Annotated in this window: 17 protein-coding genes; 8 read left to right on the forward strand and 9 right to left on the reverse strand. The window is 48.4% G+C overall.

What is annotated here, in order from left to right; translation table 11 throughout:
- The first annotated feature begins 68 nt into the window (after window positions 1-68).
- Window positions 69-539: an RDD family protein gene (locus tag CBE68_RS06530; protein WP_087505263.1), complete on the forward strand. Its 471-nt coding sequence runs from the start codon at window positions 69-71 to the stop codon at window positions 537-539.
- 58 nt (window positions 540-597) lie between these two features.
- Here CBE68_RS06530 and fur read toward each other — a convergent pair whose 3' ends face one another.
- The 5 genes from fur to CBE68_RS06555 form a co-directional block, all read right to left on the reverse strand.
- Window positions 598-1032 (reverse strand): ferric iron uptake transcriptional regulator, encoded by a 435-nt coding sequence (gene fur / locus CBE68_RS06535; protein ID WP_087505264.1) that lies wholly within the window; start codon window positions 1030-1032, stop codon window positions 598-600.
- A 154-nt stretch (window positions 1033-1186) separates the two neighbouring features.
- Entirely contained in the window at window positions 1187-1711 is a 525-nt protein-coding gene (gene fldA, locus CBE68_RS06540; RefSeq protein ID WP_087505265.1) for a flavodoxin FldA, read from the reverse strand.
- 39 nt (window positions 1712-1750) lie between these two features.
- On the reverse strand, window positions 1751-2035 hold the full coding sequence (gene ybfE, locus CBE68_RS06545) for a LexA regulated protein (RefSeq protein WP_087505266.1): 285 nt from the start codon (window positions 2033-2035) through the stop codon (window positions 1751-1753).
- Window positions 2036-2039: 4 nt separating this feature from the next.
- Window positions 2040-2276: a DUF2788 domain-containing protein gene (locus CBE68_RS06550; RefSeq protein ID WP_087505267.1), complete on the reverse strand. Its 237-nt coding sequence runs from the start codon at window positions 2274-2276 to the stop codon at window positions 2040-2042.
- A 52-nt stretch (window positions 2277-2328) separates the two neighbouring features.
- Complete coding sequence (locus tag CBE68_RS06555) at window positions 2329-3096, reverse strand: alpha/beta fold hydrolase (protein ID WP_087505268.1); 768 nt, start codon at window positions 3094-3096, stop codon at window positions 2329-2331.
- A 158-nt stretch (window positions 3097-3254) separates the two neighbouring features.
- On the opposite strand from CBE68_RS06555, the gene seqA reads away from it, so the two are divergent.
- The 4 genes from seqA to CBE68_RS06575 all read left to right on the forward strand — a co-directional run bounded on the left by seqA (window position 3255) and on the right by CBE68_RS06575 (window position 9985).
- Complete coding sequence (gene seqA, locus CBE68_RS06560; RefSeq protein WP_087505269.1) at window positions 3255-3764, forward strand: replication initiation negative regulator SeqA; 510 nt, start codon at window positions 3255-3257, stop codon at window positions 3762-3764.
- Between the two features lie 19 nt (window positions 3765-3783).
- Complete coding sequence (gene pgm / locus CBE68_RS06565) at window positions 3784-5436, forward strand: phosphoglucomutase (alpha-D-glucose-1,6-bisphosphate-dependent) (protein ID WP_087505270.1); 1653 nt, start codon at window positions 3784-3786, stop codon at window positions 5434-5436.
- A 216-nt stretch (window positions 5437-5652) separates the two neighbouring features.
- Window positions 5653-8208 carry a glycogen/starch/alpha-glucan phosphorylase gene (locus CBE68_RS06570; protein WP_087505271.1) on the forward strand — a complete coding sequence of 852 codons (2556 nt, stop codon included), beginning with the start codon at window positions 5653-5655 and terminating at the stop codon, window positions 8206-8208.
- A gap of 220 nt (window positions 8209-8428) precedes the next feature.
- The gene (locus CBE68_RS06575) at window positions 8429-9985 is read left to right on the forward strand and encodes a sensor histidine kinase (RefSeq protein ID WP_087505272.1); all 1557 of its coding nucleotides are present in this window, start codon (window positions 8429-8431) and stop codon (window positions 9983-9985) included.
- A 60-nt stretch (window positions 9986-10045) separates the two neighbouring features.
- Here CBE68_RS06575 and CBE68_RS06580 read toward each other — a convergent pair whose 3' ends face one another.
- The gene (locus CBE68_RS06580) at window positions 10046-11980 is read right to left on the reverse strand and encodes an exoribonuclease II (RefSeq protein WP_087505273.1); all 1935 of its coding nucleotides are present in this window, start codon (window positions 11978-11980) and stop codon (window positions 10046-10048) included.
- Between the two features lie 128 nt (window positions 11981-12108).
- Here CBE68_RS06580 and astE point away from each other — a divergent pair, with 128 nt between their 5' ends.
- The 3 genes from astE (at window position 12109) to CBE68_RS06595 (ending at window position 16897) form a co-directional block, all read left to right on the forward strand.
- Window positions 12109-13242 carry a succinylglutamate desuccinylase gene (gene astE, locus CBE68_RS06585; RefSeq protein ID WP_158100515.1) on the forward strand — a complete coding sequence of 378 codons (1134 nt, stop codon included), beginning with the start codon at window positions 12109-12111 and terminating at the stop codon, window positions 13240-13242.
- A gap of 159 nt (window positions 13243-13401) precedes the next feature.
- Complete coding sequence (ydiJ, locus tag CBE68_RS06590; protein ID WP_229744672.1) at window positions 13402-16473, forward strand: D-2-hydroxyglutarate dehydrogenase YdiJ; 3072 nt, start codon at window positions 13402-13404, stop codon at window positions 16471-16473.
- A 25-nt stretch (window positions 16474-16498) separates the two neighbouring features.
- Window positions 16499-16897, forward strand: coding sequence for a GFA family protein (locus CBE68_RS06595; RefSeq protein WP_087505275.1), 399 nt, complete (start codon window positions 16499-16501; stop codon window positions 16895-16897).
- Here the strand turns inward: CBE68_RS06595 and CBE68_RS06600 are convergent.
- The 3 genes from CBE68_RS06600 to CBE68_RS06610 all read right to left on the reverse strand — a co-directional run bounded on the left by CBE68_RS06600 (window position 16894) and on the right by CBE68_RS06610 (window position 22169).
- Window positions 16894-18840 carry a YfiR/HmsC family protein gene (locus tag CBE68_RS06600; RefSeq protein ID WP_087505276.1) on the reverse strand — a complete coding sequence of 649 codons (1947 nt, stop codon included), beginning with the start codon at window positions 18838-18840 and terminating at the stop codon, window positions 16894-16896. The genes CBE68_RS06595 and CBE68_RS06600 overlap by 4 nt on opposite strands.
- Window positions 18841-18853: 13 nt before the next feature.
- Complete coding sequence (locus CBE68_RS06605; RefSeq protein ID WP_087505277.1) at window positions 18854-20875, reverse strand: TonB-dependent receptor plug domain-containing protein; 2022 nt, start codon at window positions 20873-20875, stop codon at window positions 18854-18856.
- Window positions 20876-21059: 184 nt separating this feature from the next.
- Complete coding sequence (locus CBE68_RS06610) at window positions 21060-22169, reverse strand: PLP-dependent cysteine synthase family protein (RefSeq protein ID WP_087505278.1); 1110 nt, start codon at window positions 22167-22169, stop codon at window positions 21060-21062.
- Between the last annotated feature and the right edge of the window lie 6 nt (window positions 22170-22175).

Consider the following 22175-nt stretch of genomic DNA (forward strand, 5'->3'; position numbering starts at 1 on the left):
CACTAGCGCATAGGGGCGTTGTCTGCCCCTTTGCGATTTCGATAGCCAGCTTGCAAGGAAAGTCGATTATGGAATTGGAAAGCGACGTCAAACAACAAGACGAAGTTCAGTACGCTGGCTTTTGGCTCCGCCTGGTGGCGGTGCTGATTGACAGTGCCTTATTACTGTTAATCTTAGGGCCAGTGCTGGTTCTGCTATTCGGTGTTGAATACTTTGTTCCAGCGGATGTTGAAAAGACGCCGGACTTAACTACTTCAATATTGGATGCGCTGATTAACAACGTCGTGCCTGCGGTACTGACCATCTTCCTCTGGGTTAAGTTTGCTGGTACGCCTGGTAAGCTTTTGCTTGGTTTAGCGGTGGTCGATAAAGACAGTTTTGATTCGATCAGCATCAAACAAGCGGTGTTGCGCTATTTGGGCTACATTCCGTCAACGCTAGTGTTAATGCTTGGTTTTATCTGGGTGGCGTTTGAACAACGCAAACGCGGCTGGCATGATATGATAGGCGGGACAGTGGTGATAAAGCGGCGCAAGTAGCGAATAAAAGACGAAAAAAAAACGGCCATTTCGGCCGTTTTTTTATGCGTTCGATTTATTAGTCACAGTCGCCATGATCACACTGGCCATCAACGCTGCGGCCGTATAGATACAAGCTATGGTTGGTCAAGGTAATATTGTGCTTTTTGGCAATTTCATGCTGACGTTGCTCAATAACATCGTCGGAAAACTCAATCACTTTGCCACAGTCCAGACACACCAAATGGTCGTGGTGATCTTGGCTAGCCAGTTCAAACACTGATTTGCCGCCTTCAAAGTGGTGGCGGGTGACGATGCCTGCATCATCAAACTGGTTCAGCACTCGATACACTGTCGCCAAACCGATTTCTTCGCCTTGATCGATGAGTTTCTTGTATACATCTTCCGCGCTGATGTGCTGATTAGTTGGCACTTGCAGCATTTCCAAAATCTTAATGCGTGGCAGTGTCACTTTCAGGCCCGCTTTTTTAAGGGCCAAGTTTTCATCCGTCATGGTGTTGCCTTTGTGGGGCTCTTCAAGATTGAGCCATTATAGAGGGTGGCTAGCTAAAATAAACCGACAAGCGTTGCGTTTTCTGATTCAGAGCAAATAAAAATTTCTGAATTAGTGCAATAACTTGCGAACAATATGAAACATATTCAGGCGATTACTGTAATTCTTCTAAGCACATTTCTTGGTAAATCTGTGCTGCCCAAGTTTTCACTCGTTCATCAGTCAGTTCCGGCTGACGATCTTCGTCAATGCCAAGTCCGACAAAATGGTTGTCATCTGCTAGGCCTTTAGATGCCTCGAAATCATACCCTTCAGTTGGCCAAAGTCCAACCAGCGTAGCGCCGCGAGCTTCAACGATGTCGCGAATCATACCCATGGCGTCAAGGAAGTACTCGGCGTAGTCTTCCTGATCACCACAACCAAAAATACCAACCAATTTGTCTTCAAACGACAAAGCCTCCAGGTCAGGGAAAAAATCATCCCAGTCACATTGTGCTTCGCCGTAATACCAAGTTGGGATGCCAAACAGCAAAAAGCTGTATTGGTCGATATCTTCTTTTGTTGCCTTGGCGATATCATGGACATCGCAAATATTTTTACCTATTTCTTTTTGCAACATATTGGCGACGTTTTCTGTATTGCCGGTGTCGCTACCGAAAAAAATTCCCACCAGTGACATGGTTCATTCCTGCTTTGTTATCTAGGTACGATCAATATTCTATTTGCTATCGCTGTCATTCATGTTTTGACGCAGTAGCTGCTCTATATATGCCGCTCGACTTAGTCCTAGTGCTTTGGCTTGGTTGTCGAGTTGCTCTACCATATCGGCGTGAAGCTTTAGTTCAACGCGCTTCAGACCATTGTTCTTATCACGACGCAATTGATTGCGTTTATTGATTTTGATCTGCACTTCACGCGGTAGAGGATTCGTTTTCGGCCGGCCTGGCCGCTTTTCTTCACTAAACAGATCTATTGTAGTGCGATCTGCTAATTGTTTTGCCAAGGCTTTAACCTCCCGTTCCGGTCGCGGTGAAAAAAGCCTTAATCACGCCTTTGGCGATAAAACCAGCACAACCGAGAAACAGAACCAGCCAGACAATGGCACGACCAAAAGCAGGCACCTCACCCCGTTTCAGCACATCATAGATGGCCATGCCGATAAAAAAGAATAGTACGGCGAAAAACAGGTATAGGCCCAAAGTTTCGATTTGTTGCCAGTGTTCAATTAGCCAGTTTGACTGCATAGTAAACGATTCAAAAAATGAGAGGCGCGACTATATCACAAGCCCTTGGCTATCATCCATTGGCTGATAAGAAAGTCGCAACAATTCGATTAAAGGCGCCAGGCTTTTGGGCGTGCAACCAGTGGCCCGCGTGACTGATCAGCTTGGCTTTACTGTTGGGAAAATGTCGTCCAATAGCTGGCCGGTGTTCGGCCAAAATGTAGTCAGACTCAGTGCCTTTGATAAACAAGGTTGGGCCTGAGTAACTGTGCTCAGTAGACGGCCAGTCAATGACATCATGATAGCCAGCTAGTACTTGCTCGAGGCGCAGTTTCCAGTGGCATTCTCCATCACGCCAACTGAGGTTTTTCAACAAAAATTGGCGGACACCGACATCATCAACAAAGTCACTCAGCAACTGATCTGCTTGTTGTCGTGTTGAGGTTGGTTGTTGCCACAGTGATTTGAGCCCGGCAATCACCTGCTGATGATGGCTCTGGTATGGCACCGGGGCAATATCTGCGACCACTAATTGCTGCACTTGCTGTGGGTTTGCCAGGGCATAGGCCATGGCAATTTTACCACCCATCGAATGACCAACCAGACTGACGGATTGTAGCTCCAGAGTGGTAATTAACTCGGCCAGATCATCGGCCTGTTGCAGGTATGTCATACCTGCAATTGTTGGTGATAAGCCATGGTTTCTGGTATCCAACTGAATCACACGATAGTTGTTAGCGAGTAATTCACGCGCCAGATTGCCTAAGTTGTTGAGGTCACCGAACAGGCCATGAATGAGGATCACAGCAGGTCCCGAGCCGGAGTCTTTGAAGTGCAGCATTGATCATTAGCAGTGACATATTTGCCCAGTATTATGACGATTTATCACTTGGCAGCAATGATAATTGGTCAATGTCTAATTGTGTTTGGGGCTCGCATGCAACTATGTATAATTAGGAGCCATTCGACCGAACCCATTCGTAATCCAGAGTCCAACGTATGAAAACCATTGAAGTTGATGATGATTTGTATCAGTACATTGCCAGCCAAACCCAACAAATTGGCGAGAGCGCTTCGGATATCCTCCGTCGCTTACTGATGCCCACGACTTCGACTGAAACGGCTCCGCAACCACCGGTAGTAGAGACAGAGCAAGTTGAAACGCCTGCTGTCCACTTCGATTGCGCTGATCTTGATGAGCAAACTCTCGCTAGTCAGAAAGGTGTGGTTGGCCGATTCTTAATCATTTTGTCGCACCTGCATCAGCAATCCCCGGCCGCTTTTGCTGCCGTGTTATCGATTCGCGGGCGTGACCGACTATATTTTGCTGCAAGCAAAAATGAATTGTTAGCTGCTGGCAGCAGTACTAACCCCAAGGCGATTGAAGGTTCGCCATATTGGGTTGTCACTAATAACAATACCGATAAGAAAAAAGCGATTCTTTCAGAGGTGTGTCAAGTGCTTGGCCTGGATGCTACGCGACAATCACAGCTGATCAACTATTTGTAAAAAAATCCAAGGAAACTCCATGGCTATTCATCCAAGAGCAGGGCAAAAAGCTCAAACTCAAGATTTGTGTAGTATTCCCCGTTTGTTAACGGACTATTACCTGTCTAAACCTGATCCGAAAAATGGTGAACATAAAGTGGCATTCGGCACTTCTGGTCACCGTGGCACTAGTTTGAAGCAGTCGTTTACTGAAACTCACATCCTTGCCATCAGCCAAGCGATTGTTGACTATCGCAATGAGCAGGGTACTAAAGGCCCGCTGTACTTGGGGATGGACACTCACGCACTGTCTGAAGCCGCATTCTGTACTGCCATCGAAGTATTTGTCGGCAATGGTGTTGAAGTGCGGGTACAAGAAGGACGTGGTTACACGCCAACACCTGTGATTTCGCACGCCATTTTGACCTACAACGCCAATAAGCCAGAAGGGTTGGCTGACGGCGTGGTGATTACACCATCTCACAATCCGCCACAGGATGGCGGTTTCAAGTACAATCCACCAAATGGCGGCCCAGCCGACAGCACCGCAACCAAGTGGATTCAAGATCGCGCCAATGAGCTTATCGCTGCTGATCTTGAAGGCATTGGTTACACCCCATTTGATGAGGCTTGGGAATCACTTCAGTGTGTCGAGTACGACTATGTCACACCTTATGTGGCTGATTTAAAGAACGTCATTGATATGGAAGCGATTAAAAAAGCTGGCGTTAAAATTGGTGTTGATCCAATGGGTGGTTCAGGTATCGCGTTTTGGCCTGCTATTGCTGAAGCCTATGGCTTGGACATCCAAGTCGTCAACGATCGAGTCGACCCTACCTTTAGCTTTATGACACTCGACAAAGACGGCAAGATCCGGATGGATTGTTCATCGCCATATGCGATGGCCAGCTTGATTGACCTGAAAGATGATTTTGACGTCGCGGTATCAAACGACCCAGACTACGATCGCCACGGTATCGTGACTAAATCAGTCGGTTTGATGAACCCAAACCATTATCTTGCCGTTGCCATTCAGTACCTCTACACCAATCGTCCGCAATGGGCAGATGATCTAGCGATCGGCAAAACTTTGGTTTCCAGTTCGATGATTGACTACGTTGCCGATGCGTTGAACAAAAACCTTAAAGAAGTTCCTGTAGGCTTTAAGTGGTTTGTTGATGGCCTCTACACCGGCGACTTTGGTTTTGGCGGTGAAGAGAGTGCGGGTGCTTCGTTCTTACGCAAGGATGGCACGGTTTGGAGTACCGATAAAGACGGCATTATTTTAGCACTGTTGGCGGCCGAAATTACTGCGGTTACCGGTAAAGATCCTGGCCAACATTACCTTGATTTAGTAGAAAAATTTGGTGCGCCAGTCTATAAACGAATTGATGCCCCGGCGAGCTCTGCGCAAAAAGATGTGTTGTCAAACTTGTCCGCAGATATGGTTGAAGCAGATAGCCTTGCAGGTGATGCGATTACGGCTAAGCTTACCCATGCTCCTGGCAATGGTGCAGCGATAGGCGGCTTGAAAGTTGTGACAGAAAAAGGCTGGTTTGCCGCCCGTCCATCCGGTACTGAAGAAATCTACAAAATCTATGCAGAGAGTTTTGTTGGTGAAGAGCACTTGGCTCAAATCCAGCAGGAAGCCCAAGAAATCGTGGCTGCCGCTTTCGCCAAAGCAGGGTTGTAATCATTTGAACCCTTAGCTAAACCAAAAACAACCACTTCATCAATTGCTGTGGTTGTTTTTGGTTGTTGTAAGTTGATTTTTGAGTGATCAAAGTCACTTGCGGCGCCGGATATGCCGTCTATTATGTTGCCAGCAGTATTTAGATTGGAACTGGAACTGATGTTCCTCCTCTAAATCCCCAGTTTTAGGTAATCATCTATTAGGACGGTACTTGGTATGGCAACGAAAAAGGCTACTGGCACTACTACTGCCAGCAAGAAAACTACGACCACCAAAAAAACAACCACTGCAAAAAAAGCGGCCCCAGCTCCAGCAGCTGAAGGTTTCGCTCTTGATGTTTCTGTTGAACAATTTAAAGAAAGTATTGTTCGTAACCTCAACACCACTTTGGGTACTGATGCTGAAAAAGCATCTGACAAAGCATGGTGGGGTGCTACTGCAGCAGCGGTGAACGAACTTGTCTTTTCACGTCTAAGCCAAACTCAAAAAACTCACCTCAACAAAGATACTCGTGCGGTTCACTACCTGTCACTTGAGTTCTTAATGGGTCGTTTGATGGGTAACAACCTGCAAAGCCTTGGCCTGTTTGAAAATGCTGCGCAAGCATTGAAAGAACTGGGTCACGAAATTACTGATCTGGCTGAAGAAGAGCCAGATATGGCTTTGGGTAACGGTGGCTTGGGCCGTTTGGCTGCTTGCTTCATCGATTCTTTGGCAAGCTTGAACTACCCAGCAATTGGTTACGGCATCCATTACGAGCATGGTTTGTTCCGCCAAACTATCCAACAAGGCCGTCAGATTGAGCGCCCAGATTCTTGGCGTGAGTACGGTAACCCATGGGAAATCTGCCGCCCAGAATCAACTCAAGAAGTACCGCTATTCGGTTACGTTGAGACAGTATTTGAAAACGATGGTAGCCTGCGCAAAGTATGGCACCCAGGTAGCGTCATCAAAGGTGTGCCATGGGATATTCCAATCGTTGGCTACAAAGGCACGACCGTCAACATTCTGCGTTTGTGGGAAAGCCGCGCGTCAGAATTCTTTGACTGGGATGCATTCAACGCTGGTGCATACAAAGATGCACAAGGCGAGCAAAACCTGGCTGAAACTGTTTCTAAAGTTCTTTACCCGAACGATGAAACTGAAGCTGGTAAGCAATTGCGTTTGGTTCAGCAGTACTTCTTCTGTGCCTGTTCACTAAAAGACATCATGCGTCGCTACAAGCGTGCTCATGGCGATGACTTCAGCAAGTATGCTGAGCAAATCGTGATTCAGTTGAACGATACTCACCCAACAGTGGCGATTCCTGAACTGATGCGCGTCTTTATGGACGAAGAAGGTTTGAACTGGGAAGACGCTTGGGCAATTTGTCAGCAGTCGTTCGCTTACACCAACCACACTTTGCTGCCAGAAGCATTAGAGAAGTGGCCTGTGTACCTGTTCGAGCGCGTGTTGCCACGTCACTTGGAAATCATTTACGAAATCAACCGCCGCTTCTTGGACGAAGTAGAAGCTCAATGGCCAGGCGATGACGCCAAGAAGATCAAGTTGTCACTGATCGAAGAAGGCGCGCAACGCATGATCCGCATGGGTAACCTGTGTGTGGTTGGTTCTTACAAAGTTAACGGTGTTGCTGCGGTTCACTCAGAATTGGTTAAAGCTGACTTGTTCCCAGAGTTCTACGAAATGTGGCCTGAGAAATTCGTTAACGTAACTAATGGTGTAACTCCTCGTCGTTGGTTGAAAGCTTGTAACCCACGCTTGTCTTCGCTCATCAGCGACACAATCGGTAGCGACTGGCCTGGTCAGCTCGACAAACTGGTTGCGTTGAAGCCATATGCTGATAAAGCAGCATTCCAGAAAAAGTACATGCAAGCCAAGCGTGAGAACAAACTGGAATTGGTTAACACGATTCGTGAATTGACCGGTGTAGAAGTATCGCCAGATGCAATCTTTGACGTTCTGATTAAGCGTTTGCACGAGTACAAACGTCAGCACTTGAACCTGCTGCACATTTTGGCTTTGTACCGTCGCTTGTTGGAAAATCCAAACATGGACTTCCACCCAATGGTATTCCTGTTTGGTGCCAAGGCTGCTCCTGGTTACAAGTTAGCGAAAGAAATCATCTTCGCTATCAACAAAGTTGCTGACCGTATCAACAACGATCCACGCATCAAAGACAAGTTGAAAGTGGTATTCCTGCCGAACTACCGCGTCAGCTTGGCTGAGAAGCTGATCCCAGCGGCTGATTTGTCAGAGCAAATCTCAACTGCCGGTTACGAAGCATCTGGTACTGGTAACATGAAGATGGCGCTGAACGGTGCCCTGACTATGGGTACGATGGACGGTGCGAACATCGAAATCGCCGAAGAAGCTGGCGAAGAAAACATGTTCATCTTCGGTCTATCAGTTGATGAAGTGAAAGAAACCAAAGCCAAGGGCTACAACCCATGGGATTACTACTACGGTAACCCAGAAATCAAAGCCGTTCTGGACTGGTTGGATACCGACTACTTCACACCAGGTGAACCAGGCGCATTGTCTGCTATCAAGCGCAGCTTGCTAGACGGTGGCGACCCATACCTAGTATTGGCTGACTTTGAAAGCTACTCTGAAGCACACAAACGTGCCAACGAGATGTACAAAGATCAGAAAGCTTGGGCCAAGAGCGCGATTCTGAACACTGCGCAAATGGGTAAATTCACTTCAGACCGTTCGATTGAAGACTATGTCGATCGCATCTGGAGCTTGAAAAAGTGTGACGTCAAATAAGACGTCCCTGAATGACTAAAAAGCCACCTTCGGGTGGCTTTTTTTATGGTTACAGTTCCATCATGATTGCGAACTTAGAGTGAGCACTCAAATTTCAAGCAGCAACTGGTGTGACCGGCTTCTATAATAACGTCCTAAAGGTGTTGGAAAGTTGTGTTCGAGCGCCGAACATGGCAATTTCATCTATTGAATCATTTTCCTTATCGCAGCTCAGGGCCTAATGGAATTGAAAAACAGCGCGCCTCATCGAAGTAGTAACAAGCTTGGACGCAAAGTTCTGATTTATATCATTATCTGCAGCTCGATTCTGTCGCTGTTTTCGACTGCGGCGCAAATTTACCGCGATTATGTTTATGACCTTGAGAACATCAAATTGCGGTTTGAATCCATTGAATCGAGTCAGCTCGAATCGTTGATTCTCAACCTTTGGGACTTCAACGACGACATCGTGGCTCAGCACCTGATTGGCATCGTCAATCTGCCTGATATTAGTTACGCCAAAATTACCTCGCCATTGGGGCAAGTCTATGAAGCTGGTGATGGTACCTTGCGGACTGACGTCGCAAAGTCATTTGAGCTGCTGTACGAAGGCCAGCACATCGGTACCTTGCTGGTTGAAGCGCATTATGGCGACATTTATAACCAGTTGAAAACTAAAGCAGGTTTTATCCTGCTCAGCCAGTTTAGTACCACTTTGATTGTGGCGCTGTTTATTGGCGCATTGGTGTATTACCTGATCACTCGTCACGTCTACCGAATCGCCAGCTATAGTCGCGAATTGAGCATCGATAATCTCAGTAAACCATTGACCTTAGATCGGCGCCGGATCGGCACTGATGAACTCGATGAACTCGCCCAATCCATTAATCAGATGCGAGAAACACTGCGCCGAGATGTGGTGCGGCGGCAACAGGCTGAGGCACAAGTGCAACAAATGAATGTTCGACTTGAGGCCAAAGTTCAGGAGCGTACTCGCTTGCTCGAGGAGTCGATTGAAGAGCTCAAAATGGCCCAGGATAGCTTGATTCAATCTGAGAAAATGGCTTCGTTAGGTAGCTTGGTTGCCGGTGTTTCCCATGAAATTAATACGCCATTAGGGGTTTGTGTCACCGCTAATTCCAATGTCACTGCGCGATTGCAGAACATCGTTTCAGACATGGAGCAGGGCACGCTCACCAAAGGCAAGCTCAATAGTTTTCTGTCATTGCAAACTGAATCCTGCGACATGATCGATAACAGTTTGCGTCGGGCGGTGGAGTTAATCAGCAATTTCAAATCGGTTGCGGTCAATCAATCTAATGACACCTTGCTTGATTGCAACATGAAAGAGCTACTGCTCGAGAGTGTGGCGACTATTCGTACTGTGTTTAAGCGAGAGAATTACCATATCAGTGTCGATGTTGCCGACAATATTGAGCTCACCACATACCCAGGTGTTTGGCATCAAATACTGACTAATCTAATGGTCAATTCGCACAAGCATGGCTTTGAAGGTATCAGTGAAGGCCAAATCGATATGGCGTTGACGGTAAACGACGAAGGTATGTGTTTTACCTATCGCGATGATGGCCATGGCATTGCTCCGGAAATCATTGACCGGGTGTTTGATCCATTTGTCACTTCCAAACGCGGCCAAGGTGGTTCTGGATTGGGCATGAATATCTTGTTTAACTTGGTTCATGCCAAGCTAAATGGCCGGGTATCAGTGGCTAATTTGGACAAGGGCTGTCAGTTTGTCATTCAGTTTCCGGCGCAACACCGAGCGATTGACGAGTAATAGGACCAATAGGGCATTAAAAAGGGCGCCAATCGGCGCCCTTTTCAGTTGGTGGCAAGATTAGATGATTTCAGCCACTAAGCTTCGACTGACCGCTTTGATTTCACTGAGGCGGACTTTCACCGCATCGGCCAAGCGGTACTTCACTTCACCTTCAATCGATATCAAGCCTTCATCGGCATTGGCCTGAACTTGTTTTTTGTCCGAATGTAGCGTCGGGGCTGGAATGAATACCATGGCGCCATTGGCAATCAAGCGGGCTCTCATGCCACCGCGGTTGATATCAAAGATCTCAGCATCAAACTCGGTTTTGTCACTCAGCGCAGTGTGTAAGTATTGAGTGTACAAGAAGTCTGAGAGGTCGCGTTCCGCGAAACGGTTGCGCTTGCGGCGCTCTGTCAGATGCTCAGCATCAACTTCACTTGGCAAAGTTAACTCAGCGTCCTGACGCAGTACCGCTTTGATTAAACGGTGATTGATCATGTCGCCATACTTGCGAATCGGTGATGTCCAAGTGCCATAGCAGTTTAAGCCCATACCAAAGTGAGGCCCTGCTTGGATCGCCACTTCGCTGAAACTTTGGAACTTTCGTAAACGCGAGTCGAGGTAACCTGTCTCTTGCTCGTTTAACCAACGGCGTAAGCGGCAGAAACCATCCAATGACTTCAATGATTCGCTGGTTGCATCACCACCATTTTCGGTGATTAAGGTCACTGCAGTGTCCAGCTGTTCATCTTCAAAACCGAGATGAACATTGTAAATGCCGCCTTGTGCTTTTTGTTGCAGCCAAGTTGACACCGCAATATTGGCAACGATCATCGACTCTTCAATCATGCTGTTGGCGATACGGCGATGATCGGCATGAATTGCCTTCACCGTGGCATCGTCATTCAACTCAAAACGGTAGTCGGGGCGATCAGGGAAGGTGATGGCATGCTCATTGCGCCACGCCACCCGAGCCTTGGTCATCGCCTGCAAGGCCTCAAGTTGCGCTTTGATGTCGTCATTGGCCGGTTGCCAACTACCGCTTTGTTCGAGCCAATCTGATACCTCATCATAGGCTAGCTTGTAATGAGAGCGGACGGTGGCCAAACAGATTTGTGGTTCGCCGATAAGCGCACCATCGCTCGCAATATCGAGCGTTGCAACTACGGCAGGGCGATCTTCATTGGCTACCAGAGAGCACAGCTCCTCACTTAACCGAGAAGGAATCATGCTGATGTTGCGAGCGGGCAAATAAACGGTAAAAGCACGCTCTTTCGCCGCTTCATCAAGTGTTGAACCTGCCTCGATGTATGCGGTTGGATCGGCAATTGCGACGGTTAGCCGCCAGCCATTGTCGGTCGTTTCAATAGCGAGGGCGTCATCCATATCACGAGTTGACGCGCTATCAATGGTGAACATTTGCACAGCCGTGAGGTCTTGACGCGGCAAGCCTTCGTCAATGATATCCAATTGCTCTGGTAGTTCAGGCTCAACCACAGGTAAATCATGGCGTGCCAAGGTACATTGCCACGCGGCGTAAGGATCGTTTTTATCGGCCACTTTATGGACAATGTGGGCGTAAAAACTATTGTCGCCGTTAAGAGGGTGACGCTTTAACTCGGCCAGAACCCAATCGCCATCGGCCAATTTAGCAGGTACTTGAAGATCCGCTCTGGCGTTGATGTTGAGGTTAATGTTGTGATTTTCTGGGGTCACAAACCACTTGCCGTTGCGACTACCAAGTGTTGCCACAAAACGGGTTACTGATTGTTGCAGCAGTTTTTCAGGCTCAGCTTGAGTTTTACCATTTTCGGTGCGAATCACAGCACTGACTTTGTCGCCATGCATGACCTTTCGCATAAAAGGTGGAGCGATAAAGTGACTGGTTTTTCGGTCTACTTCCAAAAAGCCATAGCCTTTTGCTGTCGCTTTGATGGTACCTTCTGCGGTTGGCAGAGTTTCACGTATTTCTTGTTTCAGCTGCGCCAGCAGCGGATTGTCTTTAAACATGTGGCTATGGTTATCTGGCTATTGTTTTTGGTCAAAGGCGCAACTATACCGTTATGAGCTCGGGGCTGAAAGCACTGGCCAGTGAATTTTACTTGTCATTTGGTCGTTACATTAAAAACAGCAATCATTTGTCAAGATCCCGTACATACCGTGACTTTGTTGTAACATTAATATGGCTTGATAAAGCGATTGAGCAACGACGCTCCAGTATTGGCTACTTGTGGAAAGAGGAAGAACAAATCATGAAGGCATTTGATTTGTTGGAAGCCACCTTAGGTCATGAGATGACTCCGGGTGAATCATGGCAGGATGACATTAATCTATGGCAGTGGCTCGACGAAGGCGTGTTGCTGGTCGAACCGGCAAGATCGGCTGATAGTCGCAATTGTGACCGTGCCATTGTGCTGTCTTGTGGTATTCATGGCAATGAAACGGCGCCCATTGAATTGCTCGTGGCGATGATTAAGCAGCTATCGCAAGTCCCTCGTCGACTGCAATCTCGGGTGCTGTTTATCCTCGGAAACCCGAAAGCCGTGGCGCAAGGTAGCCGCTTTATTGATGAAAACTTAAATCGCTTGTTCAGCCCGCAACAAAAGCAATTGCAACCGGCCAACCCAGAGCAACGCAGAGCGGCCGAGTTGATGTGGATGGTGGACCAATTTTTTAGTCTGTCGGCGCCGCACCAACGTCGCGTTCACTATGATTTGCACACTGCCATTCGCGATTCCGAGCACCCTTTTTTTGCTGTCTACCCATACAGCGAAGAGGGCTTTAGTCTTAGCGCAGTTGCGCGCTTACAAGCAGCGGATGTGGATACTGTGCTGCTATCCCATGCGCCAGCCACAACATTCAGTCACTATAGTCACGCCTATCATCAAGCCGAAGCATTTACCATTGAGCTAGGGAAGGTAAAGCCATTTGGTGATAATGACATGAGCAAGCTAGAGCCGCTGAAGCAGCTGCTTGAACAAATGCTATTTGGCCAATGGCCGACGCCGGCGTTGAATGAACAGACCATCAAACTGTTTGGCGTCACTAGAGCCATTCATCGTCAACAGCAAGATTTCTCGCTGTGCTTTGCCGATGACTTGGCCAATTTCAGTCGTTTTAAAAAAGGCCAACAACTGGCACAAGACGGCAACGTCGTGATTGTTGCCGAGCATGATGGCGAAGCGATCGTGTTTCCAAACCGTAACGTGGCGGTGGGGCAACGTGCATTGCTAACGGTTATCCAATCTGATCCGTCGATATTGAAAGACTAACTTTGATCTACGCCGGTCTTGATCTACTCCGGCCTGTGGCCGTAACACTGGTGAAAAAGCGGCGTATTTGCTAGATTGTGCGCCTGATTTTTCGCCGGTGTTGACGTGAGCCGACGCCGCCATAGAACATGTTTCCAACATGACCGCTGGAGTGCTTTCGTGTCCGATCAAACCACTATTCCTTATTTGCCGCCTCAGGCATCTGTTGAGCCGCTTTACATTCGTTATCTGGACGAACTTAAACGGGCCGGATTTAGTGGTGACATAGAAACCAGTTATGGCGCTCGTCTTAGCCTTGCTACAGACAATAGTGTATACCAACAACTCCCTCAGGCTGCGGTGTTCCCGCGCTCAACTGCTGATGTGCAATTAGTCGGTCAAATCGCTTCGCGCGCGGAATTTGATGCAGTCCGCTTTGGTCCTCGTGGCGGCGGTACTGGTACCAATGGACAATCGTTGACGCCCGGATTGGTAGTCGATCTGTCGCGCCACATGAATCAAGTGCTCGAAGTGAACCCTGAGCAAAACTGGGTCACGGTGCAAGGTGGCTTGGTGAAAGACAAGCTTAATGATGCATTACGTCCTCATGGCTTCTTCTTTGCCCCAGATTTATCAACCTCAAACCGAGCAACCGTTGGCGGCATGATCAACACTGACGCATCCGGCCAAGGGTCGTTGGTTTACGGTAAAACTAGCGATCACTTGCTGGCGGTGAAAGCCGTACTTGCTGATGGTTCCTTACTCGAAACCCAAGCCATGTCACTGGCTGAAGCACGAGCTAAAGCGGCTGGCGAGGGCTCCGAAGCGCAGGTTTATCGGCAAGTGCTGGCAAGCTGCGAGCAGCAACGTGAGTTGATCGAGCAAACTTTTCCACCACTCAATCGCTTTTTGACCGGCTATGATCTCAAACACGCCATTGATTGGGAGCAAGAGCAGGTTGACGTTGGCCGTCTGATTGCAGGCTCCGAAGGTTCGCTGGCATTTGTTTGTGAAGCCAAGTTCAACATCACACCGTTACCCAAAATCCGCACCCTAGTGAACGTCAAATACTCAGACTTTGAAGCGGCACTGCGCAATGCACCGGCTATGGTCGAAGCCAACGCGACTAGCGTTGAGACCGTCGATTCAAAAGTGTTGAATCTGGCGCGGCAAGATGTGGTGTGGCATTCGGTCAGCGATCTCATTGAAGATGTCGCTGGTCATGATATGCAGGGACTCAACATGGTCGAGTATGCCGACCAAGATGAGCAAGCCCATCAACAGAAAGTTGCCGCACTGACAGCCAAGCTTGACGCCATGATCGCCAACCAGCAAGCCGGTGTCATCGGTTATCAGCTGACCAGTGATTTGGCGAGTATCAACCGTATTTATGGCATGCGCAAAAAGGCCGTGGGATTGCTGGGCAAAGCCAAAGGCAGTCGCAAGCCAATTGCTTTTGCCGAAGATACCTGTGTGCCGCCGGAAAATTTAGCCGATTTCATTATGGAGTTTCGTGCCTTGCTCGATTCTCATGATCTGCAATACGGCATGTTTGGTCACGTTGATGCCGGCGTACTGCATGTTCGCCCAGCAATGGATATGTGCGACCCAGAGCAAGAAGTGTTGCTGCGCCAGATCTCCGATCAGGTGGTGGCACTGACCGCCAAGTATCGCGGCTTGATGTGGGGCGAGCACGGCAAAGGGTATCGCTCAGAATACGGTCCAGAATTTTTTGGCGAGCAGTTGTTTAGCGAGCTTCGTAAAATCAAAGGCGCGTTCGATCCACTGAATCGAATGAACCCAGGCAAAATTGCGACACCGTTTGACTCCGATGAACAGTTAGTGTCGGTTGATGCCAAGAAACGCGGTGGTTATGACCGCCAGATCCCAGTGAATGTCCGCGATAGCTTTACCCAAAGCGTTGACTGCAACGGCAATGGCTTGTGCTTTAACTACGATGTCACTTCGCCAATGTGTCCGTCATACAAGGTCACCGCTGATCGCCGCCATAGCCCCAAAGGGCGCGCTGGTTTAATGCGCGAATGGCTGCGACAAGTGACGGAACTCGGTGCTGATCCAACAACCCTTGAGCAGCAGTCCAGCTCCTTAACGGCGCAAGCGAAAGCGACATTCGCCAAGTGGAAGCGGAGCTTTTTCGAGCCTGCCAGCGATGACTTTAATCATGAAGTGATGGACGCCATGAAGGGCTGCTTGGCCTGTAAGGCCTGTACTACGGCGTGTCCAATTAACGTTGATGTGCCAACCTTCCGGGCGCGCTTTATGAACCTTTATTATCAGCGTTACCAGCGGCCGGCGCGGGATTACGTGATTGCCACCTCAGAGTGGTACACGCCACTGATGGCCAAAGCGCCTCGGTTGGCCAACGCGGTGGTTGGTAATTCGCTCACCAGCTGGCTGAGTGAAAAGACCATTGGTATGGTGGATTTACCATTACTTTCGGTACCGACGTTGAAACAGCGTTTGCACCACAACGCCGCGCTGGCGTTTGAACTTGATGAAATCAAATCATTGTCAGCCGAGGTTCGCAAAGAGCTGGTATTAATCGTCCAAGATCCGTTTACCACTTATTACGATGCTCAAGTGGTCGAAGCGTTGGTGCAGTTTATTTCCGCGATGGGTAAGCAGCCGGTGTTGCTGCCATTCAAACCCAATGGCAAACCGCAGCATATCAAAGGCTTCTTGTCGGCGTTTGCTAAAACCGCCGCCGATGCAGCGGCGTTTCTCAATGAACTCCACGCACTCGATTTACCAATGATTGGACTCGATCCAGCTTTGGTGATGACCTATCGCGATGAATACAAGCATGCGTTGGGCGACGCCCGTGGTGAGTTTAACGTCATGCTGTTGCAAGAGTGGTTGTTGCCGCAATTGTCTGCATTGCCAACGCAAGCGCCATCGAACAAAAGCTATACCTTGTTCGCCCACTGTACCGAAAAATCTTATCTGCCGACCACCCATGGTGATTGGCAAAAAATCTTCAACCACTTTGGCGGTGAGGTGAAAACTCAGCCCGTTGGTTGTTGTGGCATGGCCGGTACCTATGGCCACGAAGCGCCAAATCAGCAAAACAGCAAAGAGCTGTATGCCATGAGCTGGGCCGAACCGATGGCGCAAACGCCGCAACATCAAGTGTTGTCGACCGGCTACAGCTGTCGTTCACAAGTGAAGCGGATGGAAGGCTTTAAACCCAAGCACCCAGTCGAAGCGTTGCTAGAGTTAGTACAAGCGTAACGACTCAATAAACAAGGAAGGGCAGATGAAAGGCGAATGTAATTGTGGCGCCGTCAGTTTCGAAATAACCGCTGAAACCAACGATGTGTACATTTGTCACTGCTCTATCTGTCGCAAAGCCACTGGCAGTGGTGGGATTGCGGTGATTGTGGTGGCCAATGGTAATTTCTATTGGCTCAGCGGCCAAACTGCCATCAAAACTTGGCACAAACCGGAGCATGATTGGCAAACCAGCTTTTGTTGTCACTGTGGTTCGTCATTACCTGGCGCCAATGACAATAAGCGAATGTATGTGCCAGTCGGTTTGCTGTCAGAAGGGGCTGATGATCTCAACGTCGCTCACCATATTTGGGTTGAGTCAAAGGCCAGTTGGGAGCAAATCGGCGATTCAGGACAACAACATCCAAGAGCATTTAAAGGTTAGTTAGTGGGTTGAGCTTCTAGCTCCTGACTCTCACTAATAGTATGGGGCAGGTGTATCGCAAATAGTGCACCTTGATCGGTCGGCAAACAGTTGATCGTGCCTTGCATTTTGTGGGTGACTAGGTTGAAGCAAATGTGCAGCCCCAAGCCAGTGCTACCAGCTTGCCGGTTGGTGGTAAAAAATGGCTCAAAAATTTCCTCTCGTATCTCTTCAGCAATACCTGAACCATTGTCAGCGTAGTGAATGGTAACGCCCAACTTGTCACAATTGGCCGAAATGGTAATGGCTGGCTCAGGTGTCTTACCAAAACCATGAACAGCAGAATTGATCGCTAAGCTAGTAAGGACCTGAGACAACAATCCGGGGTAACTAATCAGCTCAATATTGCCAGGTTCGCAGTGAACTTTTATGACCACTCGTTGTTGCTTAAATTGATGATGAAAATGCTTCACGGTCTGCTCGATAAAGGGAGCTAAAGCGAATTTAGTCGGCATCTCTTTAACTTGGGCAAGAGAAACTTGTTTAAAGGTATGCACCAGCTCTGCGGCTCTATTGAGACTACTGGTCGCCATTTCGGCTGCGGAAATCTGACCATCAAGCGCTTCTTTTAACGAAGAACGTTTTAGCGTATTCGAGTGAAAATCTGCTAGCAGTGCCTCGGTGGTTTGAGATAAATAGCTGGTGGCCGTTATAGCGACTCCCAGCGGTGTATTAATTTCGTGCGCAACACCGGCCACTAATTTTGCCAACGATGCCATTTTTTGCGCTTCGACTAACTGTTGTTGGGCGCTAACAAGTTGGGTATTTACTTCAGCTAGTTCGGCGTTTTTTTGCTCCAATAATCGATTCATCACTTGCTTGCGATTTGCTAAACGCCACAGCAAGGCGGCGACCGATGCAATCAGTAATAGCCCTGCAACGGCAAGCACTAGCGCAGTGGTCTGCCGCTCGAGCAAATCGCTTTGCAGATCCAAAGCGGTGCTCGATTCGATCACGGTTTGTTCAAGCTCGGTAAGTACCAGTTGCTGGTGCTCGATTTGCTGTTGATTGGCTTCAATCTGCTCCGATAAAGCTGATTTATCGATTGATATCTGCGCTACTTCGTTCTGTTTTGTTTCTAGCTCTTGTCGTTTACTGGCGAGAAGCTGAGTCGTTTCATCCAGTTGTCGGCGGTCATTTTGTAGCGCTTGGTTAAGATCGCTGACGGTTGTTTCTAGCCGCAAGAGTTTGCTCGAAGCGTTGTCATAATCTGCATTGATTTGTTCAAGCTGCTGGTTTTTGTCAGCTAGCAGACGTTCCTTAGTGTTTAATGCCCTTTGGCGTTGAACGACCGATTCATCCAGCTGCTGTACCCGTTGATTGAGTTTAGCGATCAAGTCGCTCGATTCGGATAACCTGAGAGCCATTTCTCGGACCATGGTCGCGACATCAATTTCTGAGCCGCCGAGTAACACAATTTGCTGATCGACCGATAACCCTTGGTACACCAGATTGTAGCGATTGAGGTTAAATGAGATGGTGTTCTGCTCCGTGGTGGTGAAATTAATCCCTATCTGGGTTTGATCAAGCAAATCTTCAGTGATCAGCAGGGTTGGTGACTGGCTGATGGTATGATTAATTCGGCCAACATCATTGTTGTGACTGCCTGCAACAACGAGTATGTGGGGCGAATCAATATCATTGATGCTACGGAGCCGGTTGAGACTAAATTGTTGTTGTCGAGATGATTTATTTGCCAATTTATTCAAACTCAGCCAAAGCGCTTCATCGTCACCAAGATAGCTAATTGCAAGAGGTTGTGGATTACCCGGCCAACTGACAAATTCAGTAAACTTAGCGACCAGCGCAGCTTTGACATCCGATTCGTTAACCGCGCCGAAAACGTCCCGGGCCGTCAATTGCATCAGCGCTATCAGTACTACCTGAAAGAAAATTCGCTTCATATCTGTTTGCTAATTAGTCAAATGATCGTGTGACTTCAACGACCCAGTGACGTCCTTTGTTAGGTACACCGTTCAAGTCATCGGCAATCGATGGGTTGGTGTGCTGTTTGTCCTCGAGATTATTTATAGCCAAACTTACGCCCCATTGAGAGGAGAACACGTACCGAAGTTGAGCGTTCCATGCCCAGTAGCTATCAATCTTGATAAAGTCACCGCTACTGGTCAGTGATTGGCGATCCGAACGGTATGTACCGCTGAGGCCGAGTTGCAAATCGCCGACTTGTTGGTTGATTTGCACACTCGCCAAGGTATCTGATTCGCGAAACGCTGAATCTGGCAAGTCATAGAAATGAGTTGCCGACAGGCGAATTCGACTATTGCGCCAGCCACTCCAAATCAACTCTGATTCAACGCCTTTACTTTGCTCATCATCACCATTTGTCAGGCTGGTGCGACCATCTATTTCGGCGCTAACGATGGGGTCCGAGTAGCGATTATAAAACCCATTGATGGTGACCATCATCGATGGGTCGACATATTGAGCGATGAGGTCAAAGGTCTTTATTTTCTCGCTGTCCAGATCTTTGTTGCCAGCGCGGCTGATCCCCGTGAACAAGCCCGTTTCACTCAATTCAGGCGCTCTGAATGCTTCGCCGTAGAGCGCTTTGAACTGCCATGTTGTTGACGGTACATAGACTGCACCAACACGCGGTGAAAATTGGTTGCCGAAATCGCGATAGTGATCTAATCGTCCTCCTGCTATCCAGTTAAAATCGCCAGTACTGGTTTGCAGTTGAACATAGGCACCATAGAGCGTTGCAGAGTCCTCTGCGCCGACTTTGACCAAACTGTCACGGCCGGGATAGGAGCGGATAGGGATTTGCTGATTTAACACATCATCGACGCTGAAGTTGGTATAACCCTCGGCACGAGTTTCTTCGCTGCGCTGCCAATCAATACCAAATTGAGCATTGCTGTGGTCGGTGATTTGCCAATTGTTATGCCAACCCAGTTTGAATCGATTTGATTCGAGATAGCCTGTGCCGTGAAGAGGCTCCTCGCTGGCTGGTTCACTAATTGCTGCAAACGAACCTGCTGGTGTGCTTTGATTACTGTTTTCGATATCAGTGTAAATCGCATCAAAGATAAAGGTCGATTGCACTGTATCGAACAACAGCACGTCGTGTTCGGCTAGCAAAAACATCGACTCATATCGGGATTGGTTGTAACGGTTGCTGATCCGGCTGGCGTGATAAAAATCATCCATATCCAATCGGCGGTGATGCCACAGTACTGAAGATGAGCCTGCGGTGAGTTTGAGCTGATATGAAAACTGTGAGTATGGATCGGATGTGGTGATTTGCTCTGACGAGAAGGTATCGTCGAGGCGATAGCTGTCGCCGTCAGAATCGGTAATGTTGGCTTGAAGATCAACAGAGAAATTGTCTTGCTCAATGCGGTGCATGGCAAACAAATCGCCGTTGAGCTCATTGCCTGTGGCGAGCGATACCTGTGGCGTTGATTGGCGGGTAATGAGGTTGACGACGCCAGTAAATGCATTACTGCCGTAGATTGACGAACCGGGGCCACGGATCACTTCAATGCGTTCTATGTGGTGTAAGGCGAAATTGGCCAGATTAACCGAGTTTCCGGAGCGAGGATCGTTGACTGCGTGGCCGTCAAGCAGAAACAGTATCTTTTTTGATGAAGAACCGTCGCTCAGAGCTCTTGCGCTTGCTGAGTATTCGTAAGGGTGAACGGTGTAGCGAGCGACCTGATATCCGGGTACGTATGCCAATACCTGGTGAAGATATCGAGCGCCCAATGACTCAATGTCGCTGCGAGTGAACACAGTGATAGGGGCAGGGATGGTCTGAACGCTTTTTTCGTCTAGGGTATTGGTGGTGATTTTTACCTGTAGCAGCTCATCAAGCGACAACTCGAACACATCAACGTCATCGGCATTCACTGAAAGAGGGCAGCAAACGCTCAATAGACAACCAGAGGTAGCAATGTGTTTTATGGCACCACGCATGTTCCAAGGCCGATCGCAACAAAGCAGGAATTGATTTCAATCGCTGTCGCAACGAGGCAGTGGCGATGCAGCAAATTGCACTCTAATCAAATAACTATAGCTGGTCGGCAAGTGTTCGTAGCGACTCGATCTGGTGTTGAGTTCACAAAGCTTGCTGCAATCTAACATTCACGCTGATAGCGGTTTATGACTGAGGTGATTGCGAGGCGAATGATTTGGGCGTCGCAAAGTCTCTCGGAAACACGCCGTTTAGCAAAATGGACTCAACGATTTGTTGATAGCCGGAGATATCGATTTGCTGCGCTGCCCGCCATTCGGGGTTGTAGTATGTATCTAAGTAACGATCACCGGCATCACAAATCATGCTCAACATGCTGATTGGCTCGCAACGCTTCGGCATGCTCGCTAATAGCTGTAAGGTGGCATACACGTTAGTACCCGTCGAGGCACCAACTTTACGGTTGAGCAATTTTTCAAGTACATGAATGGTGGCGATTGAGGCAGCATCTGGCACTCGAATCATTTCGTCGACCACGGTTGGAATAAATGAAGGTTCAACGCGTGGTCTGCCAATTCCTTCAATGCGTGGCTGTTTGTTTGTGGTGATTGAATCATCGCCATTGATGAAGTAATCGAAGAACATCGAATTCTCCGGATCAGCAACGCACAGGCGACTATTGATTTGTTGATAGCGAATGTGGCGTCCAATCGTTGCAGCGGTGCCGCCAGTGCCCGCGCTGACTATTACCCAATCTGGCACAGGACTTGGCTCGCGGCTTAACTGACGAAACATCGATTCAGCAACATTGTTATTGCCGCGCCAGTCTGTTGCCCGTTCGGCATAGGTAAATTGATCAATGTAATGACCGTCAAGTTTGGCAGCTAGATCTCGCGAAGCCTGATAGACATCGCTGTGATCGATCAAGTGACAAATGCCACCATAGTGCTCAATTTGCTGAATCTTTTGTTTTGATGTGCAAGCGGGCATCACGGCGTAAAAAGGCAATCCCAACAAACGCGCAAAGTAAGCTTCTGATACCGCGGTACTGCCAGAAGAACTCTCTATCACCGGCCGATCTTGACGGATCCAACCATTGACCAAACCATACAAAAACAATGACCGTGCTAGCCGGTGTTTGAGGCTTCCTGTTGGGTGAGTCGACTCATCTTTCAGGTATAACGTGGCGTTAAGTGCTGGTGGTAAATCGAGTTTGATCAGGTGGGTATCCGCTGAGCGTTGGTAATCGGCTTCGATCAGCTGAATGGCTTGTTGGGTCCAAAGATTTGACTGCATAACAAA

This window comes from Neiella marina, assembly GCF_002165625.1.
Lineage (GTDB): Bacteria > Pseudomonadota > Gammaproteobacteria > Enterobacterales > Neiellaceae > Neiella > Neiella marina.

Excerpts from the sequence above, each read along its gene's own strand:
- CBE68_RS06530 (WP_087505263.1), top strand. The coding sequence starts at position 69 with ATGGAATTGGAAAGCGACGTCAAACAACAAGACGAAGTTCAGTACGCT.
- fur (WP_087505264.1), bottom strand. The coding sequence starts at position 1,032 with ATGACGGATGAAAACTTGGCCCTTAAAAAAGCGGGCCTGAAAGTGACA.
- fldA (WP_087505265.1), bottom strand. The coding sequence starts at position 1,711 with ATGTCACTGGTGGGAATTTTTTTCGGTAGCGACACCGGCAATACAGAA.
- CBE68_RS06550 (WP_087505267.1), bottom strand. The coding sequence starts at position 2,276 with ATGCAGTCAAACTGGCTAATTGAACACTGGCAACAAATCGAAACTTTG.
- CBE68_RS06555 (WP_087505268.1), bottom strand. The coding sequence starts at position 3,096 with ATGCTGCACTTCAAAGACTCCGGCTCGGGACCTGCTGTGATCCTCATT.
- seqA (WP_087505269.1), top strand. The coding sequence starts at position 3,255 with ATGAAAACCATTGAAGTTGATGATGATTTGTATCAGTACATTGCCAGC.
- pgm (WP_087505270.1), top strand. The coding sequence starts at position 3,784 with ATGGCTATTCATCCAAGAGCAGGGCAAAAAGCTCAAACTCAAGATTTG.
- CBE68_RS06570 (WP_087505271.1), top strand. The coding sequence starts at position 5,653 with ATGGCAACGAAAAAGGCTACTGGCACTACTACTGCCAGCAAGAAAACT.
- CBE68_RS06575 (WP_087505272.1), top strand. The coding sequence starts at position 8,429 with ATGGAATTGAAAAACAGCGCGCCTCATCGAAGTAGTAACAAGCTTGGA.
- CBE68_RS06580 (WP_087505273.1), bottom strand. The coding sequence starts at position 11,980 with ATGTTTAAAGACAATCCGCTGCTGGCGCAGCTGAAACAAGAAATACGT.
- CBE68_RS06595 (WP_087505275.1), top strand. The coding sequence starts at position 16,499 with ATGAAAGGCGAATGTAATTGTGGCGCCGTCAGTTTCGAAATAACCGCT.
- CBE68_RS06600 (WP_087505276.1), bottom strand. The coding sequence starts at position 18,840 with ATGAAGCGAATTTTCTTTCAGGTAGTACTGATAGCGCTGATGCAATTG.
- CBE68_RS06605 (WP_087505277.1), bottom strand. The coding sequence starts at position 20,875 with ATGCGTGGTGCCATAAAACACATTGCTACCTCTGGTTGTCTATTGAGC.
- CBE68_RS06610 (WP_087505278.1), bottom strand. The coding sequence starts at position 22,169 with ATGCAGTCAAATCTTTGGACCCAACAAGCCATTCAGCTGATCGAAGCC.